We start from the raw sequence: 18,315 nt of genomic DNA, 5'->3' as shown, positions 1-18,315 counted from the left end.
CAATTCGACATCTCTTTAACAACCACAATTTCCTTTTTTACTTTCTACCGCTGCGCCCGTTTCACCCTTCAATACATCGCCATTAGTTGAAATTAATATTTCATCTGTTACGTTGTTAGAAATCGTACTTGCAACTAGCTGTAGTAAGTCATTTACATATGTTTGTGAAGATTTAAATTCTTGTACAACTGGGATGCTATCTAACTTATCTTGCAGGGCATCAATTTCAGCTTCTACTTTTTTCAAAGCTTCCCATTTCCCGTAATGTTGCAAGTTTACTGCTTGTTTTTGCAGTGCTTTAATTTCATCAATTGCGCGCTTCACATTTTCATTTTTATGAATTTGTGCCTCTGCTTTCTTAAAGAAATCAACTTCTTCTGTTTCAGAAATCATTTTTGCTAATTCTTTCGCTTGCTCAACAATTTCATCTTTCGAATATACTTTCATCTATTATTCCACCTCAATCGGCTCTTCAACTAATTCTCCGTTAAGAGACCAAGTTTTTGCATCCGTTACTTTTACTTTCACAAGCTGACCAATTAAAGACTTTGGAGCAACAAAGTTTACAAGTTTATTTGTACGAGTATAACCTGCAAGTACTTCTGGATTATTTTTACTCTCTCCATCAACTAACACTTCTACAATTTGACCTTTATAACGATTATTCTTTTCAATTGCCAATTTATTTACTAGTGCATTTAAGCGTTGAAGACGTTCTTTCTTTACTTCCATCGGTACATTGTCTTTCATTTTTGCAGCTGGTGTACCTTCACGCGGAGAATAAATAAAGGTAAAGGCAGTATCAAACCCTACTTCACGATATAACGACATCGTTTCTTCAAATTGCTCATCTGTTTCATTCGGGAAACCGACGATAATATCAGTTGTTAATACCGCGTTTGGAATTGCTTCTTTAATTTTTCTTACAAGCTCTAAATAATGCTCATGTGAATATTTACGCGCCATAATTTTTAACATTTCTGTGCTTCCAGATTGAACTGGTAAGTGAATATGTTCTACTAAGTTGCCACCTTTTCCAAGCACTTCAATTAAGTGATCATCGAAATCGCGTGGATGGCTCGTTGTAAAACGAATACGAGCAATATCAACTTTACGGAGCTCGTCCATTAAATCGCCAAGACCGTATTCTATATCTTCAAAGTCTTTACCATATGCATTTACGTTCTGTCCAAGTAACGTAATTTCTTTATAACCATTCGCAGCTAAATGACGAATCTCTTGGATAATGTCTTCTGGACGTCTGCTTCGCTCTTTTCCGCGTGTATACGGTACGATACAATATGTACAGAACTTATCACAGCCATACATAATATTTACCCAAGCTTTAATATCACCACGACGTACTTTCGGAAGATTTTCAATTACGTCTCCTTCTTTGGACCAAACTTCAACTACCGTCTCCTTCGAGAACATTGCATCTTTTAGAATGTACGGTAATCTATGAATATTATGCGTTCCAAACACCATATCTACATGCTGATTTTTTTGCATAATTTTATTTACAACAGATTCCTCTTGGGACATACAACCACATACACCAATTAAAAGATCAGGATTTCTTCGTTTTAGTGCCTTTAAATGCCCTAGTTCACCGAACACTTTATTTTCAGCATTTTCACGAATAGCACAAGTATTTAATAATACTACATCTGCTTCTTCAGTTGAAAAGGTTGGTTCATATCCAAGTGCAGTGAAAATACCCGCCATTACTTCTGTATCGTGCTCATTCATTTGACAACCATATGTACGAATATAAAACTTTCTTCCTGTACCGAAATTGCGAAACTCTTCAGGTAAGCCAAAATCCCGTTCAATTTTAACTTCTTCTTTCCCTCGCTTTTTCGCGTCTTTTAAGGAAGGTGGTTGGTATACACTTTCAAAGTATTTGCTATAATCTTTCTCTTCTTTTTTCGTAGAGGAATTCACTTGTTGACTTGCTAATCGTTGTTGCTTGTTCATCGGTAATCTCCTTTCACCCTTAACTATACACACTTTATAGTCCATTTTAATGCGCTTAGACCCATCTCAAAAATGGTTAGATAGCTTGAGAGATAACTTGTCCTTTGAAACTTGAGTAACCAATCTAATCATCTATAAGAATGAAGTCTTCCCCACACAAATAGACATTCCCTTTTTATATTTCTTTTTGTCCTACTAAAAAGCATATTGCTTTATCCCTATAAACATTACCATAGTATGAAGCGTTTCGCCAATTTTAACAAAAAATTGGCGCTGTCTTATCTTACATTTTATTAGCAATGAACTTGCCATTTCCATACAACGATTTACATATTATTGTACCATTCTGAATTTTCTAAGTAAATAAGACTACCTTATATTTTCACTCATAAAAAAAGGTTGCCAAATGGCAACCTTTTTTTATATTACATAAATTCAGCAACAAGTTCATCAAACATTTTCTGATCCATATTTAAATCAGATTGCACTAAAGGCTTCTCACTATATCCTTTTACTAGTTCTTGGTATGAAGGTTGCGCTGTATTTTGATAAATTAACCCTGTTACTAATCCGTTGTTTTCCATTAATGTTTGCATAGCCATCATGCGATTAGACGGATCATATCCCTCTACTGTACTTAGTTTTGTTAAATTCTCTTTAAACCAATCGTAAGTATTTACTTTATTGTAAGTAACACATGGGCTGAATACGTTAATTAATGAAAATCCTTTATGGTTAATACCAGCTTCAATAATTTGTGTTAATTCTTTTAAATCACTTGAAAAGCTTTGCGCCACAAATGTTGCACCAGCTGTTAAAGCCATTTCCATAACATTTAGTGACGGTTCAATTGAACCTTGTGGTGTACTTTTCGTTTTAAATCCAGCTTCACTACGTGGTGAAGTTTGCCCTTTTGTTAATCCGTAAATTTGGTTATCCATTACGATGTACGTAATGTCAATGTTACGACGAATAGAATGGATCGTATGTCCCATACCAATCGCAAATCCATCACCGTCACCACCTGATGCGATAACTGTTAAATCACGGTTTGCCATTTTTACACCTTGTGCAATTGGAAGGGCACGACCATGAATACTATGCACACCATATGAATTAATATAACCTGAAATACGACCTGAACAGCCGATACCAGAAATAACAGCAAGTTCATCTGGATTTAAGCCAACGTTAGCTGCCGCACGTTGAATTGCAGCTTGCACCGAGAAGTCTCCGCAACCTGGGCACCAGTTTGGTTTTACACTGTTACGAAAGTCCTTAAATGTTGCCATTTAATACAACCCCTTTTTTGCATTCGTTGTAAATCTCTTTCGGCAAGAATGGGTTCCCATCATATTTTAAAAGACTAGAAATTTTCTCACCGTTACCAAGATTCATTTTCATAATGTTAGCAAGTTGACCTGTTGCATTGTTTTCTACCACTACAACACGCTTCGCATTTTTCACAAGTGGATCGATTTCAGCTGTTGGGAACGGGTGAATTAAACGCACATGAGCATGGTTTACTTTCATACCCTCTTGTTCTAAGCGCTCCATTGCTTCTTCGATCGCACCACGAGTTGAGTTAAATCCAACAAGCAATACGTCTGCTTCTTCATGCTTAACATTTTTATAAACAGGGGTATTAAACTTCAAGTTCTCCATTTTACGGAAACGTTTGTCCATTTGATCTCTGCGGTTTAATGCTGATTCAGATGGTTTACCAGTTTCATCATGTTCTACACCTGTAACATGGTGAACACCATTTTTCATACCAGGTAAAACACGTGGTGAAACGCCATCTTCTGTTACTTCATAACGCTTGAAGTATGCTTTATTTTCACGTTCTGGTAATTCCGCTTCTAAATCAAGCTTACCACGACGAATTTCCACTTTATCTAACTTAAGTGGTTCTACTGTCTGTTTCCCTAAAGAAAGCTGTAAATCTGTTAAGAAAATAACAGGTACTTGATATTCTTCAGATAAGTTAAACGCTTCTACAATATCATAGAAAGCTTCTTCCACTGTACTTGGCGCCATTACGATTTTTGGAATTTCACCGTGCGTACCGTAAATCATTGCCATTAAATCAGACTGCTCTTGTTTCGTTGGTAATCCTGTACTTGGACCACCACGTTGTGTATCAACAATTACTAATGGCGTTTCTGTAATACCTGCTAAACCAATCGCTTCCATCATTAAAGATAGACCTGGACCAGCAGATGCAGTTAATGTACGAACACCAGCATAGTTTGCACCGATTGCCATTGTACAAGCTGCAATTTCATCCTCAGTTTGGATTACTGTTCCGCCGACTTTTGGCAATTTTTTAATTAAGTATTCCATAATTTCAGATGCAGGTGTAATTGGATATGCAGACATAAAGCGAGCACCACCAGCTACTGCACCAAATGCGATCGCATCGTTCCCAATCATAAACATGCGCTTCTGACCATCAGCTTTTTCAAGCTGCATCATGTTTACTTTCTCACCTAATAACTCTTTCATATATTGAGAGCCGCGCTTAATTGCGTCCATATTCTTTTGAACAACTTGCTCTCCTTTACGACCAAAGATCTCTTCAACAACATCTAAATAAGCTGTTTCATCTAATCCTAATACCGCACTTGATGCTCCAACAGCAACCATGTTTTTCATTAATGATGTGCCTAATTCTGAAGCAATATCTGTAAACGGTATCACATATAGATTTACATCTGTATTGTCAGGTATTGTCGGATTAAATTTCGCATCTGCAACTACAATCCCGCCCGGACGTAGTTCGTGGAAGTTAAAATCAATTGTTTCTTGATCAAAAGCAATTAAAATATCTAAATCATCTGAGATCGCGCGTACTTCTGTTGTACTTACACGAATTTTATTATTTGTATGGCCGCCTTTTATACGTGATGAGAAGTGGCGGTAACCGTATAGGTAATATCCTAATCGGTTTAATGCAATACAGAAGATTTCTCCTGTACTTTCAATTCCTTCACCTTGTTGGCCTCCAACTTTCCATGAAAGTTGACTAATCATCTCCTACACCCCTTTTGGCTGCATTCATTGTAGTGTATTTTTTTACAGTAATAGTTTAGCATTTTTTATGCAAATAAACTACAATGGACGCAAATTATGCCTCTTCTGATTTCCCTGAATCTTTAGTATAAAGCTATTTTGTTTTTCATTCTAGTATTAGGTCTTAAAAAAAGCAATAATATCAAATGAATTAATTCTAATTTTTCTGGATTTTTAAAACAAAAATCTTAAAAGCCGATATGTTCAACAAAATTATCATATAAAAATCGCTCTACAGTAGATGCAGCATAGTGTTTACAAAGCTCATTCATTACATTTTCATAATCTCGATACGCTGATACATTTACAACTGTTTCTACTATCCCATCAAAATCCGAACCAAACCCTATATTGTTCTCTCCACCTAATGAACAAATATATTCGATATGTCTTACTATATCTGCTACATTCGCTTGTTTTTCATTTGTTAGAAACTGCGGTACAAAAGTGACACCGATCATGCCATTTCGCTTTATAAGAGCTTTAAGTTGTTCATCGTTTAAATTACGTGGGTGCTGGCAAAGTTTCATACAATTTGAGTGGGAAGCAATAGGATTTTTTGCAATTTCTATAACATCCCAAAAACTTCTTTCATTCAAATGAGACACATCAGTCCATACATGTAACGCATTCAGTTCTTGTACAACATGTTTACCAGAAGTCGTTAAACCTGCCCCACGTGTCTCTAGCGCACCATCAGCTAATAGATTGGCATAATTCCATGTTAGTCCAAAAGAACGTACTCCTAGGCGATACAACAACCGTAATTTCATTGCATCTTTTCCAATTGCTTCGCATCCTTCTAGTGTTAATATCGCTCCAATCTCGTCCTGTTTTAACATGTTAATATCATCTTTTGTCTGAATAAACTTAACACCTGGTAGGGATAAAATTTCATTATAAAAAATATCTACCATTTGCAATGCTACTTCAAATCGGTTTTCATATGCCACTGTTTCTGGCACATATATAGCAAAACATTGTATACTTCCTTTTCTGTTCTTTAACTGTTCAAATGTAATATGTAATTGCGAATCATGTTTAAAATCCTTTCTCCCTTGTGCACTCCATAACTGAAGAAGCACATCACAATGAGCATCAAAAATTTTCATTTTCATTCCTCCATTATAAAAACAACCTGTTTGCATACTGCAAACAGGTTGTTTAAACTTAACGAGGTTCTACAATTAATTTTATTGCTGTACGTTCTTCCCCATCAATCATGATATCCGTAAACGCTGGGATACAAATCAGGTCCAAACCACTAGGCGCTACAAATCCTCTTGCAATTGCTACTGCCTTTACCGCTTGGTTCAATGCACCTGCACCAATTGCTTGAATTTCTGCTGTTCCGCGTTCGCGAATAACACCTGCAAGTGCACCAGCTACAGAATTAGGGACCGACGTTGCTTTAACTTTTAATATTTCCATTCCGCGTTTCCTCCTCGTTTCTATAAAAAGTATTAGCAATTATTTCACTTTAACTTATATTCACGAGGAATGACACGTATTCCTGCTAAATTTCTGTAATTTTTCTAAAAAATTAAAAAATAATAACTTATCTAAATTTTAATAGGAATTACTCAAAAAATGGCTGATCATCATTAATTAAGATACGCTCAATTTTCTTAGCTTTTCCCGTATTAGGATCCACATCAATTAGCACTGCACTTAATTGTGTTCTACCATTTGTCACTTCAAATCGTACTGGTAAGTTTGTTAAAAACTTCTTCAATACTGCTTCTCGGTCCATACCTAAAATTCCATCGTACGGCCCTGTCATACCAACATCTGTGATATATGCCGTTCCGCTTGGTAAAATGCGATTATCTGCTGTAGGAACATGCGTATGTGTACCTACTACCGCTGTAGCACGACCATCTACATACCAACCTAACGCTTGTTTTTCGCTTGTAGTTTCCGCATGGAAATCAACAAAAATAATATTCGTACGTTTTTTCGCAATGTTAATTAATTCATCCACTTTACGGAATGGACAATCAATTGGAGGAAGGAACGTACGTCCTTGTAAGTTAATAACTGCAACTTCTGTTCCATTACAGTTCACAAAAATAAGCCCTTTTCCTGGAGTGCCTTCTGGGAAGTTAGCTGGTCTTGCAAGATATTTTGCATCATCAATAAATTCAAATACTTCACGGTTATCCCAAGCGTGATTTCCAAGTGTAACCGCTTGTGCTCCGCATTCTAAAAAGTTTCGGTATATTTTTTCCGTAATTCCACGTCCACCTGCTGCATTTTCCCCATTAATAATGGTTACTGTAGGTGTATATTTCTTCTTTAATGCCGGTACGTATTGTTGAATCATACCTCTACCAGGAGATCCTACTACATCCCCAACAAATAATATTCTCATATGTCTTACCCTTCCTATGTACTACATTTTTTATTACTATAGCTTCAAGTAATTATCTTACAATATATTTATTATAAGTTTGTTTCACTTGTATGCTAGGTATAACTAATTTCCTTTATTTTAACCAATTCCAACACAAAAAAATAAAGTGGTGTTTCACCACTTTATTTTGCGTATTCCACTGCACGTGTTTCACGAATAACAGTTACTTTAATATGCCCTGGGTAATCCAGTTCATTTTCAATACGTTTTCGAATATCACGAGCTAAACGATGAGCTTCTAAATCATCAATTGTATCTGGTTTTACCAGAATACGAACTTCTCGTCCTGCTTGAATTGCGAAAGATTTTTCTACGCCTTCATAAGACTCTGAAATCTCTTCTAACTTTTCAAGACGACGAATATAGTTCTCAAGTGTTTCACTACGAGCTCCAGGTCTTGCAGCTGATAATGCATCTGCTGCTGCAACTAAAACTGCAATGATAGAAGTTGGTTCTGTGTCTCCGTGGTGAGATGCAATACTGTTTATAACTACAGGATGCTCTTTATATTTCGTTGCGAGTTCAACACCAATTTCAACGTGGCTACCTTCTACTTCATGGTCAATCGCTTTACCGATATCATGTAATAGACCAGCACGTCTTGCTAGTTTTTCATCCTCACCAAGCTCTGCTGCCATAAGTCCAGTTAAATATGCCACTTCCATAGAGTGTTTTAAGACGTTTTGCCCGTAACTTGTACGGTATTTCAAACGACCTAAAATCTTAATTAAATCTGGATGTAATCCGTGAACACCCACTTCAAACGTTGTTTGCTCTCCGACTTCGCGAATATACTCGTCCACTTCACGTCTTGATTTTTCGACCATCTCTTCAATACGCGCTGGGTGAATACGTCCGTCCTGTACTAGTTTATCAAGAGCGATACGAGCTGTTTCACGACGAATTGGGTCGAATCCAGATAGGATAACCGCTTCTGGTGTATCATCGATAATTAGGTCAATACCTGTTAGCGTTTCTAACGTACGAATATTTCGACCTTCACGTCCGATAATACGTCCCTTCATTTCGTCATTTGGAAGATTTACAACCGAAACGGTTGTTTCAGCAACATGATCAGCTGCACATCTCTGCATTGCAAGAGATAAAATCTCTTTTGCTTTCTTATCTGCTTCTTCTTTCGCACGAACTTCACTTTCTTTTACCATTACGGCAATTTCATGAGAAACTTCACTTTCTACTTTACCAAGAATAATTGCTTTCGCTTGTTCGCGTGTCAGATTGGAAATGCGCTCTAATTCTGTTTGTTGCTTTTGAACTAACTCTCCCACTTTGCTTTCCAACTCTTCAATCTGTTGTTGTCTCGCTACAAGAGAATCCTCTTTCTTTTCTAACTGTTGCTCGCGTTTATCGAGCGTTTCGTCTTTACGATCAAGGTTCTCTTCTTTTTGCATTAAACGATTTTCTTGTTTTTGTAATTCGCTTCTACGGTCACGAATTTCTAATTCAGCTTCTGTACGAAGTGTATGAATTTCATCCTTTGCTTCTAAAAGCGCTTCTTTCTTAAGTGCTTCAGCCTCACGATTCGCTTCGTCTAGAATACGTTTCGCTTCATTGGCTGCACCATTAATCTTCGCTTCAGCAATAGACTTTCGAACAAAAAAGCCAACAACTGCACCGACTGTTGCAAGCAAAATGGAGATGAGTATCCAAACTGTACTACTCATGATTTCACCTCCCCTTGCTATGAATGAAAAAAGACTGTCGGCATGTACATTGAATACCAACATACAGCAAAGACCGTCGTCCCGCTTTTTTAAGGGACTTTCTTCATTTCACAATTAAAATGTCATATTATTATTTCGGCAAGATTTAAATCTTACTCCGAATATTACTTCTCTTCTTGAGAAGAGTGTTTCGTATATAAGAAAAAATATACATTCTCATTGTATCTATCGCAATTTTCATTGTCAAGCGTTGTCTACTTTTACTTTCTTTACCTTCAGCTCTAATTTATATAGGAATTTAAAAAGCAGAGAGCATATTATCCTGGAAAACCTTAGTAAATTCCAGTTTATTCATGTAAAACACGCATATATCCCTCTGTACACATAATGTTTTAGATGGATTAAATATTTTATCTCCAACGATATACAACGCTTTCATAATGATACAAAAATAAAAGACACGAAGCCGTGTCTTTTATCCCACTTTAATCAAGAAGACTTGGATCTTCCATATCTTCAGCACCTGAATCTTCGCTAATTCCGTGATGCTCACGAATAAAGAAGGCAATTTCTTCTCTTAAATCCGTATTTTCTTTTAAGAACTGCTTCGAATTTTCACGACCTTGTCCTAAGCGTTCTTCATTATAAGAGTACCAAGCACCGCTCTTTTGAACGATATCAAGTTCAGAAGCCATATCTAAGATTTCACCTTCTCTTGAAATACCTTCTCCGTACATAATATCAACTTCCGCAACACGGAATGGTGGTGCCACTTTATTTTTAACTACTTTTACTTTTGTTTTATTACCAACAATGTCGTTACCTTGTTTTAATTGCTCGGCACGACGTACTTCAAGACGAACAGTTGAATAGAATTTTAACGCACGACCACCTGGAGTTGTTTCTGGGTTTCCGAACATAACCCCAACTTTTTCACGAATTTGGTTAATAAAGATTGCGATTGTTTTTGATTTATTGATTGCACCTGAAAGTTTACGAAGTGCTTGAGACATTAAACGAGCTTGTAAACCTACGTGTGAGTCACCCATGTCTCCTTCAATCTCAGCTTTCGGTACAAGAGCTGCTACAGAGTCAATTACGATAATATCAACCGCACCACTTCGTACAAGTGCTTCTGCGATTTCTAAACCTTGCTCCCCTGTATCAGGTTGTGATAATAGTAATTCATCGATGTTAACACCTAATTTTTGTGCATATACAGGATCCATTGCATGCTCCGCATCGATGAATGCTGCTTGTCCACCTTGACGCTGTACCTCTGCAATTGCATGTAATGAAACTGTTGTTTTACCTGAACTCTCAGGTCCATAAATCTCGATAATACGGCCGCGTGGGTATCCGCCTACTCCTAATGCCACATCAAGTGCTAAAGAACCACTAGAAACTGTAGAAACTCTACGCTCCGCTTGTTCTCCTAATTTCATAATTGAACCTTTACCGAATTGCTTCTCTATTTGTTTTAACGCCATATCTAATGCCGCTTGACGATCACTCATTCAAAATTCCTCCTTAACTGAATTGCTAATCTTATTATACCTATTTTCAATTCAATTTGCCAACAAAAATCGAACATTTATTCGATTTTTTTATTTTTCATTAAATATAACCACATTTAACCATTAAAAAAAGCTAAAAGAGACTTATATCTCTTCTAGCTTTTTATACAAATGATAAAATCCATATTTTGCTGAGCGTTCCCTAATTTGTTGACGACTTCCGCTTAAATTTAGAGGAAAGACTACAGTTGGTTCATCTTTAATCGCCAATCCAACAAATACAGTTCCCGGCTCTTTATGTTCTGAAGCACCTGGTCCTGCTACCCCAGTGAAACTAATTCCGATATCCGCTTTTAATAATTCTCTAACATTTTCAGCAAGATAACGAGCACATTCTTTACTAACTGCACCGTCAGTAGACAAGACTTCCTCAGGTACATGTAATACATGTTGCTTCACATCATTATGGTAACAAATAACACCGCCTTTAAATACGGAAGACACACCAGCGTTTTCTGTTACTTGATTACCAAAGAGACCACCTGTTAAACTTTCCGCACACGCTAAAGTTAATCCTTTTTTCTTCAATAACTCTATCGCCTTATAATGTAGAAACTCTTGGTCATACCCGTAGAAAAATTCTCCAACTCTTTCTAAAATCAAATCTTCCACATGCTGAATGAGTTTCTCCGCTTCATGAGCATTTTGATGTTTAGCCGTTAAACGTAATGTCACTTCTCCATCATTGGCAAGCGGTGCGATTGTCGGGTTCGCTTGTCCATCAATTAAATCTTGAACTTTCACCTCTAATTGGGATTCCCCAATTCCGAAGAATCGAAGCACGCGAGAATAGATGTTTTCTCCCGTTGTAAAGTTACGTAAAAAAGGCTCTACGTAACTTACATACATTGGCTTCATCTCTTTCGGTGGTCCTGGTAATAAAATATAAACTTTTCCGTTCTTATTTAACCCCATACCAGGTGCCATACCGTGATCATTTGCAAACACAGTTGCCCCATTCAAAACGAGTGCCTGCTTTTTATTATTTTCAGTGAACTCACGACCTGTACGTTTAAAATAATTGCTTATTAATGCTAATGCGTTTTCGTCATATACAAGCTCTTCCTCTAAGCTAGACGCAATTGTTTCCTTCGTCAAATCATCTTTTGTCGGGCCTAATCCACCTGTAAAAATAAGCATGTCCGCACGTTCTTCTGCAACTTCAATCGCCTGCTGTAATCGTTTGTTATTATCTCCAACTACAGTATGGTAGTACACATTAATGCCAATTGAAGCTAACTTTTCAGATAAAAACTGGGCGTTTGTATTTGCAATTTGTCCAAGTAATAATTCTGTTCCAACCGCAATAATTTCAGCATTCATCCCAATTCCCCCATAAACTTCTATTTTGAGTTTACAAAAGCAGCTCTATTTTTCCAGAAATAATCCCATCCTGAAATAACAGTAAAAATTAATGCAATCCATATAAAAATATCAGCAACTGGAATATGGATTAAATTTAAAGGTACATCGTGTAATAAATATGCCGCAATCGCGATGATTTGTGTCCACGTCTTAATTTTCCCTAGTTGATTTGCCGCAACTACTTCCCCTGTTCCAGCAAGTACAAGACGTAAACCAGTGACCGCAAACTCACGGCTTATAATGACAATAACGATCCAAGCAGGTACGTATTGCATCTCAACTAACGTGATAAGTGCCGCTGAAACAAGTAATTTATCAGCTAACGGGTCAAGGAACTTCCCTAAATTCGTTACAAGATTATACTTTCTTGCGTAATGTCCATCAATCCAATCTGTAGCCGAAGCAACAATAAAGATAAGCGCTCCTACTAAGTGTTGAATTGGTAAATCAACATCACCAATTGTGTATGAACCCCAATCAAAGGGCGCTAACATAATTACCATAAAAATTGGAATTAAGCAGATTCTAGATATTGTAATTTTATTTGGTAAATTCACAGCTATTCCTCCATCATATCAAAAACATTTGTTCATTGAAAAAAGTCATCGAAGCGATGACTGTTATTGTGCAGGCTGCTCTATCCCTAGATTTTTAATCAAGAATTTTTGATGATAATTCTCTTCTGGATTCAACGGGAATGTAACGACTTGGCCATTTAATTTAAATTCAACATTCGGTGCACTTCCTATATTAAGGTTTACCACTTTCGCTGTTGATAAATCATATTTTTGAGTTTGGCCTTCCTCTATTGTTCCACTAAAGATATCATTTCCTGCCTCATTTTTAATACCTACATAACTTGCGCCTTTTGTTGTAATTTCTAGTTCTAACGTTTTATTGTTATGAATTTCCAAAGTGGATTCCTTACCAGTTGTCCCAATTACTTTGATTTCTTGTTGTCCCGTTGGTTGCACTGGTGGTTCTTCTTTCTTTGGCTCTTCTTTCTTTGGCTCTTCTTTTTTCGGCTCTTCCGCTTTCACTTCATCTTTCTTCGTATCTAACGGAGAATTTTCCGCTTTTTTAACTTCAATTTTCTCACTTTGAACATTCGGAACCTTCTCATCACCTTTTCCCGTTAACGCTTGGAAAACAAACCAAATTACTACTCCAACTGCGATTACTAACAGCGCAACTAAGATTTTCGGCATATGATCTGCAATTGGCCATGATGAAGACTTTTGCATTGTTTCTTGCGTTTTTTGTCCAGTTGATACTTGTGGAACGTCACGTTTTTCAGATTGCGGTATCGTACTCTGATATTCCACAAGCAGTTCTTCTCCATTTAATCCAACCGCATCTGCGTATTGTTTAATGAATGCACGCGCATAAAAAGCTCCTGGCAATACATCATAATTGCCTTCCTCAATCGCTACTAAATGGCGTTTTTGAATTTTTGTAATCTCATGCAGCTGATCAATAGACAAGCCTTTCGTTCCTCTTGCTTCTTTCAGCTTTTGTCCTAATTCTGTCACTACTAACACCTCAATATTTCTTTAAAAGTCAAACATAGAGAAATTATTTTGCGTACCTTGCTCAATTTCATCTACTAAATTATATTGAATTTCTTCATCATAATCGTTACGCAACTCGATAATATAATCAAAATCATCCAATGTGTATTCTGACTGACTCACAAATACGTCAGGATGTTCCACAACTTTCGTTGCAGGCAATCTCATAATTTCACGAACTAGCTGCCAATGCCTTTCGTTAGCACGCTTTGTTGACACGATTCCATCTAAGATGAAAATATTGTCGTCGCTATACTCATCTTCAATCAATTGACTACGAACAGTTTGCTTAATAAGAGTAGACGATACAAATAACCATCTTTTATTTGCACAAACACTTGCGGCAACAATGGATTCTGTTTTTCCAACACGAGGCATTCCTCGTATACCAATTAGCTTATGGCCTTCTTTTTTCATTATTTCAGCCATAAAGTCTACAAGTAAGCCTAATTCATCACGCACAAACCGAAATGTCTTCTTATCATCTGCATCTCGTTGTATGTACCTACCATGTCTAACCGCTAGCTTATCTCTTAGCTTTGGCGGACGATATTTCGTTACCGTTATGTTATCCATCGTATTTAAAATTGATTCAAGTCTAGAAATTTGCTCTTGATTATCACACATAAGGAGTAATCCACGCCTTGCATTATCTACACCATTAATTGTGACAATATTAATGCCGAGCATACCGATTAACGAAGAAACGTCCCCAAGCAAGCCAGGTCGGTTTTTATGTATTTCATATTCAAAATACCATTCAATCATCCAAGATCACTCCCCTTGCTTACTTTACACCTACGTACTATATTATATGATTTCACCTTAATAGGGAAGCTAAATGTATAATCTATCCCTTTCAATTATTATACAAAAAAAATAGAGAGGAGAATCTCCTCTCTATTTTTTACTTATGTTGTACAAATTTTACCATTAAGTTTGCGATTGTATGCTGCTCTTGTTCGTCAGCAACTTTCCAAAGCTCAGCTAATAGTTTCTCTTGATCGTTGCGTGCTTCTACTTCATTCGCTAAATAGTCACCAACACGAAATGCCATATCTGATACAGCACCACCATCAAGACCTTTTCCTTGCGCTTGCTCTAAACGTTCTCCTAAAAAGCTCTTCCATTGATCAAAATTATCTAAAACTGACATGTATAAGCACCTCACTACTTAGTAATAGAATCATGCTTAATTTGTACAGTTTTTCATTTTTTATGTAAGAAATTTTTAGCAATGCCAACCGCCGTTCACTCCGATAATTTGCCCCGTTATATAAGATGCACCCGGAGATACAAAAAATGACACTGTTTTTGCTACTTCTTCTGGCAATCCCAGCCTACCTAACGGAATCTCTTCTGCAATTTCATTCTTATCCTCTTCTGAAAATACGTTTAACATTTCCGTTTCAATTGCACCTGGCGCCACCGCGTTCACCCTTATTCCACTTAATGAAACTTCTTTTGCTAAAGCTTTCACATATGAATTTTGCGCACCTTTTACCATCGAGTAAAGCACTTCACATGATGCACCAATTTGTCCCCATATAGACGAAACAAGTACAATATTACCGCTTCTCCGTTGAATCATAGATGGCAATGCCATTGATAATAATTTATAGATACTCTTCACTTGAAGTTCTACCATATCATTCAATTCATCATTCGTTACATCTGTTACGAGTCCAAATATACTCTTCCCAGCTGCATATACGATAACATCAAGAGGATGTTCAATTTGTTTCCACAATTGCTCTGCCCCATCAGTAGAAGCTAAATTCGCTTGAACAGGAATTACTTCATCCCATTCTTTCTGCAACTCATTCACTTTCTCTTCACTGTTATTATAATGAACATATACTGTATATCCATCTTGAATTAATTGTTTCGAAATAGCAGAGCCAATCCCTCCGCTTCCTCCAGTTACTAATGCATACTTTTTCATACAATTCCTCTCTTATCTCAAAAAAATCTTTTCCCTACAAATAAATAATACCCTCATCTTACAATTTATCAATGATAAGATGAGGGTATTATTGTGAAACCTTTTATTTTTTCGGTAATACTTGACAAACGCTCATTTTTTCTTCTGATAATAATAATTTTGCTACTTCTTGTAAATCTTGAACAGTTAAACTTTCTAATACAGTCAATGCATCAAACAAACTCGATTCATTAAACGCATATCGTGTAAATTGATTTGCAATATATTCTGGTGAATTCAAGGAGCGTAAAAAGCCACCTATTTTCTTTTTCTTTACTCGTTCTAATGCCGCCTCATCTAATTGATCATAATTTGTATTTAATAAAATACCTTTCAAACGCTCTTCCAGCTCATCAGGTTGCTTCGTATCGCCGCCTACCATTGCAAAACCGAAGTTATTCTCTTCTGTATAATCATACGAGAACGAATCATCAATGAGCCCTTCATTATATAAAGATTCGTAATGAACAGAACTTTTCCCAAATAAATAATCTAAAAGTAACGTAAGCGCAATTTCTTGTTTTAAAAGGGCTTCCCCTTTTTCTTTTAAGTTTGTCGCTTTAATACCAACTAAACATTTCGGAGTTTGTACAGGCATTGAAATAATTTTCTTCTTTTCATTTACCTCATCTGGTTCTTCTTCGAATGAACGTACTATTTCTGGTTGGTTTTTATAATCTTTTTTCGCTTGATTTTCACGTATCAAATCCATCGTTTTCTCTGGATCAATTGCACCTACAACAAACATTAACATATTGCTTGGATGATAAAACGTTTCATAACATTCATATAGTAGGTCTTTCGTAATTTTACTAATAGACTCGATTGTACCCGCAATATCAATTTTAATCGGGTGCTTTACAAACAAGCTATCAATTAACCCAAAATATAAGCGCCAATCTGGATTATCTTGATACATTTGAATTTCTTGCCCAATGATACCTTTCTCTTTTTCAACTGTTTTTTCAGAAAAGTAAGGCTCTTGTACGAAATTTAACAATGTATTTAAATTTTGTTCTACATTTGATGTACATGAAAAAAGGTAAGCTGTTCTTGTGAATGACGTGAAAGCATTTGCCGATGCCCCTTGTTTACTAAACAATTGGAAGGCATCGTGATCTTCTTTTTCAAATAGTTTATGCTCAAGGAAATGAGCAATCCCATCCGGCACACGAATCATTTCTTCTTTACCTAGTGGTACGAATGTATTATCCACAGAACCATATTTTGTCGTAAACGTTGCAAATGTTTTATTAAATCCTTGCTTCGGTAAAATATATACATCTAATCCATTAGGAAGTTTTTCATAATAGAGTGTCTCTTTTAATTGCTCATAAACAATTTTCTCCATTTATTCTCCCTCCGTTCCGTGTAAAAAGTAAATTGTATCTAATTCAATATTTTTAGCAACTTTCACAATCTCTTCTTTCGTCACACTTTCAATACCTGTAAGCCATTCTTCAACCGGACGCGTACGATCTGAAATAATACCATGATACAGCATTTCCACAAATCCACGCGGTGTATCAATTGCTTCTAATATTTGATTTCGAATAACACTTTTCGTTTGATGCATCTCTTCTTCAGAAAAATCACCATTTTGCATTGCAAGCATTTGCTCTTTAATAATCTCAACCGCTTTTTCATAATTTTTCGCTTCGATTCCTGACATGACAAATAATAAACCTTTATGACTTTCAAAGCGAGATGCTGCATAGTACGCTAAACTATTTTTTTCACGAACATTAACGAATAACTTCGAATGAGAAAATCCTCCAAACAATCCATTGAACAATTGCAGCGCAAAATAATCTTCGTCTTTATACGTAATAAATGTACGATATCCGATGTGTAATTTACTTTGTTTTAATTCTTGTTTTTCCACAACTTCTTTTTCTTCATTATTTCTCTTATGAAGAAGTACATTTCTTTCCCTCACAGGACGTGCTGAAATAGAAAAATACTTACTTACAAGATCAACTGCGTTTTCTGAAATATCACCAATAATGTATAGGTCCATTTCATCTTCCGCTAACACTTTTTGATAATATTGATACAAACTTTCATTTGTAATAGAAGAAACACTCTCTTTTTTCCCATTTGCGCTTAAACGATATGGTTCTACTTTGCACATTTCTTCAATTAAACGCTCGTTTGCATAACGCATTTTATCATCATACGTCGCTTCAATTCGTTGTAAGAGCGCTCTCTTTTCACTTTCTACAATAGAAGACAGAAAACCATTCCCCTCTTTCGCTGGATGTAAAACGATATCCGATAACATAGAAAGCGCTTTTTCAAATAACGGTGGTGCATCATGTAAATATACTTCATTTGCAATGTCTACATAAATAGAGATGATATGTTCTTCTCCTTTTTTACTTACATCTACTGCCAAAGAAGATCCGTATAATTCTTCTAAATATTGACGAAGACGAATTACAGAAGGAAGCTTTTCTGTCGCACTTTGCAATACGTATGGCAATAGGGCACGCTCTGTCACCGTCTCCTCATTTAAAGGTGCTTTCAAACGAAATACAAATGTATTTGTTTTATATTTATCAGTTGGAATAATATGTACTCGTAAACCACCTAGCTCATGTAACTGTTGTTCCATCAGTTTCATTTATAGCCCTCCTTTACGTATATAGGAATATTCCTC

General features: G+C 36.3%; 17 protein-coding genes. All 17 read right to left on the bottom strand.

The genetic code is table 11. The annotated features are described in order from the left end of the window. Positions 1-15: 15 nt before the first annotated feature. The 17 genes from QCI73_RS08840 to yfmF all read right to left on the bottom strand — a co-directional run bounded on the left by QCI73_RS08840 (position 16) and on the right by yfmF (position 18,279). Entirely contained in the window at positions 16-447 is a 432-nt protein-coding gene (locus QCI73_RS08840; RefSeq protein ID WP_000870462.1) for a YlbF/YmcA family competence regulator, read from the bottom strand. 3 nt (positions 448-450) lie between these two features. Then, the gene (gene miaB, locus QCI73_RS08835; RefSeq protein ID WP_353822763.1) at positions 451-1,980 is read right to left on the bottom strand and encodes a tRNA (N6-isopentenyl adenosine(37)-C2)-methylthiotransferase MiaB; all 1,530 of its coding nucleotides are present in this window, start codon (positions 1,978-1,980) and stop codon (positions 451-453) included. Between the two features lie 425 nt (positions 1,981-2,405). After that, positions 2,406-3,272, bottom strand: a complete 867-nt coding sequence (locus tag QCI73_RS08830; RefSeq protein ID WP_000190154.1) for a 2-oxoacid:ferredoxin oxidoreductase subunit beta — start codon at positions 3,270-3,272, stop codon at positions 2,406-2,408. Continuing rightward, positions 3,259-5,016, bottom strand: coding sequence for a 2-oxoacid:acceptor oxidoreductase subunit alpha (locus tag QCI73_RS08825; RefSeq protein WP_327922609.1), 1,758 nt, complete (start codon positions 5,014-5,016; stop codon positions 3,259-3,261). Before QCI73_RS08825 ends, QCI73_RS08830 begins: the two co-directional genes overlap by 14 nt. 227 nt (positions 5,017-5,243) lie before the next feature. Further along, positions 5,244-6,167: a dipeptidase gene (locus tag QCI73_RS08820; protein WP_042875433.1), complete on the bottom strand. Its 924-nt coding sequence runs from the start codon at positions 6,165-6,167 to the stop codon at positions 5,244-5,246. A 58-nt stretch (positions 6,168-6,225) separates the two neighbouring features. Next, entirely contained in the window at positions 6,226-6,486 is a 261-nt protein-coding gene (spoVS, locus tag QCI73_RS08815; RefSeq protein WP_000404341.1) for a stage V sporulation protein SpoVS, read from the bottom strand. A gap of 148 nt (positions 6,487-6,634) precedes the next feature. Next, positions 6,635-7,429, bottom strand: a complete 795-nt coding sequence (locus tag QCI73_RS08810; protein WP_001221095.1) for a TIGR00282 family metallophosphoesterase — start codon at positions 7,427-7,429, stop codon at positions 6,635-6,637. Positions 7,430-7,593: 164 nt separating this feature from the next. Then, positions 7,594-9,156, bottom strand: a complete 1,563-nt coding sequence (rny, locus tag QCI73_RS08805; RefSeq protein WP_000099774.1) for a ribonuclease Y — start codon at positions 9,154-9,156, stop codon at positions 7,594-7,596. Between the two features lie 485 nt (positions 9,157-9,641). Continuing rightward, complete coding sequence (gene recA, locus QCI73_RS08800; RefSeq protein WP_001283859.1) at positions 9,642-10,673, bottom strand: recombinase RecA; 1,032 nt, start codon at positions 10,671-10,673, stop codon at positions 9,642-9,644. 144 nt (positions 10,674-10,817) lie between these two features. Further along, a complete protein-coding gene (cinA, locus tag QCI73_RS08795) occupies positions 10,818-12,056 on the bottom strand; it encodes a competence/damage-inducible protein CinA (RefSeq protein ID WP_353822762.1) in 1,239 nt (412 codons plus the stop codon). 20 nt (positions 12,057-12,076) lie between these two features. Next, the gene (gene pgsA / locus QCI73_RS08790; protein ID WP_001052965.1) at positions 12,077-12,655 is read right to left on the bottom strand and encodes a CDP-diacylglycerol--glycerol-3-phosphate 3-phosphatidyltransferase; all 579 of its coding nucleotides are present in this window, start codon (positions 12,653-12,655) and stop codon (positions 12,077-12,079) included. 63 nt (positions 12,656-12,718) lie between these two features. Then, the gene (locus tag QCI73_RS08785; protein WP_353822761.1) at positions 12,719-13,639 is read right to left on the bottom strand and encodes a helix-turn-helix domain-containing protein; all 921 of its coding nucleotides are present in this window, start codon (positions 13,637-13,639) and stop codon (positions 12,719-12,721) included. Between the two features lie 12 nt (positions 13,640-13,651). After that, entirely contained in the window at positions 13,652-14,437 is a 786-nt protein-coding gene (locus QCI73_RS08780) for a DUF3388 domain-containing protein (RefSeq protein WP_000574107.1), read from the bottom strand. 139 nt (positions 14,438-14,576) lie between these two features. Next, complete coding sequence (locus QCI73_RS08775; protein ID WP_000114454.1) at positions 14,577-14,825, bottom strand: DUF3243 domain-containing protein; 249 nt, start codon at positions 14,823-14,825, stop codon at positions 14,577-14,579. Between the two features lie 75 nt (positions 14,826-14,900). Then, the gene (ymfI, locus tag QCI73_RS08770; RefSeq protein ID WP_327922605.1) at positions 14,901-15,614 is read right to left on the bottom strand and encodes an elongation factor P 5-aminopentanone reductase; all 714 of its coding nucleotides are present in this window, start codon (positions 15,612-15,614) and stop codon (positions 14,901-14,903) included. Between the two features lie 103 nt (positions 15,615-15,717). Continuing rightward, entirely contained in the window at positions 15,718-17,004 is a 1,287-nt protein-coding gene (gene yfmH / locus QCI73_RS08765) for an EF-P 5-aminopentanol modification-associated protein YfmH (RefSeq protein ID WP_000411947.1), read from the bottom strand. After that, positions 17,005-18,279: an EF-P 5-aminopentanol modification-associated protein YfmF gene (gene yfmF, locus QCI73_RS08760; protein WP_353822760.1), complete on the bottom strand. Its 1,275-nt coding sequence runs from the start codon at positions 18,277-18,279 to the stop codon at positions 17,005-17,007. Positions 18,280-18,315 lie beyond the last annotated feature (36 nt).

It is taken from the genome of Bacillus cereus group sp. MG16 (assembly GCF_040459875.1).
GTDB lineage: Bacteria > Bacillota > Bacilli > Bacillales > Bacillaceae_G > Bacillus_A > Bacillus_A paranthracis.
Note: the sequence above shows the minus strand (reverse complement) of the source record. Positions and strands in the feature narration are given on the sequence as shown.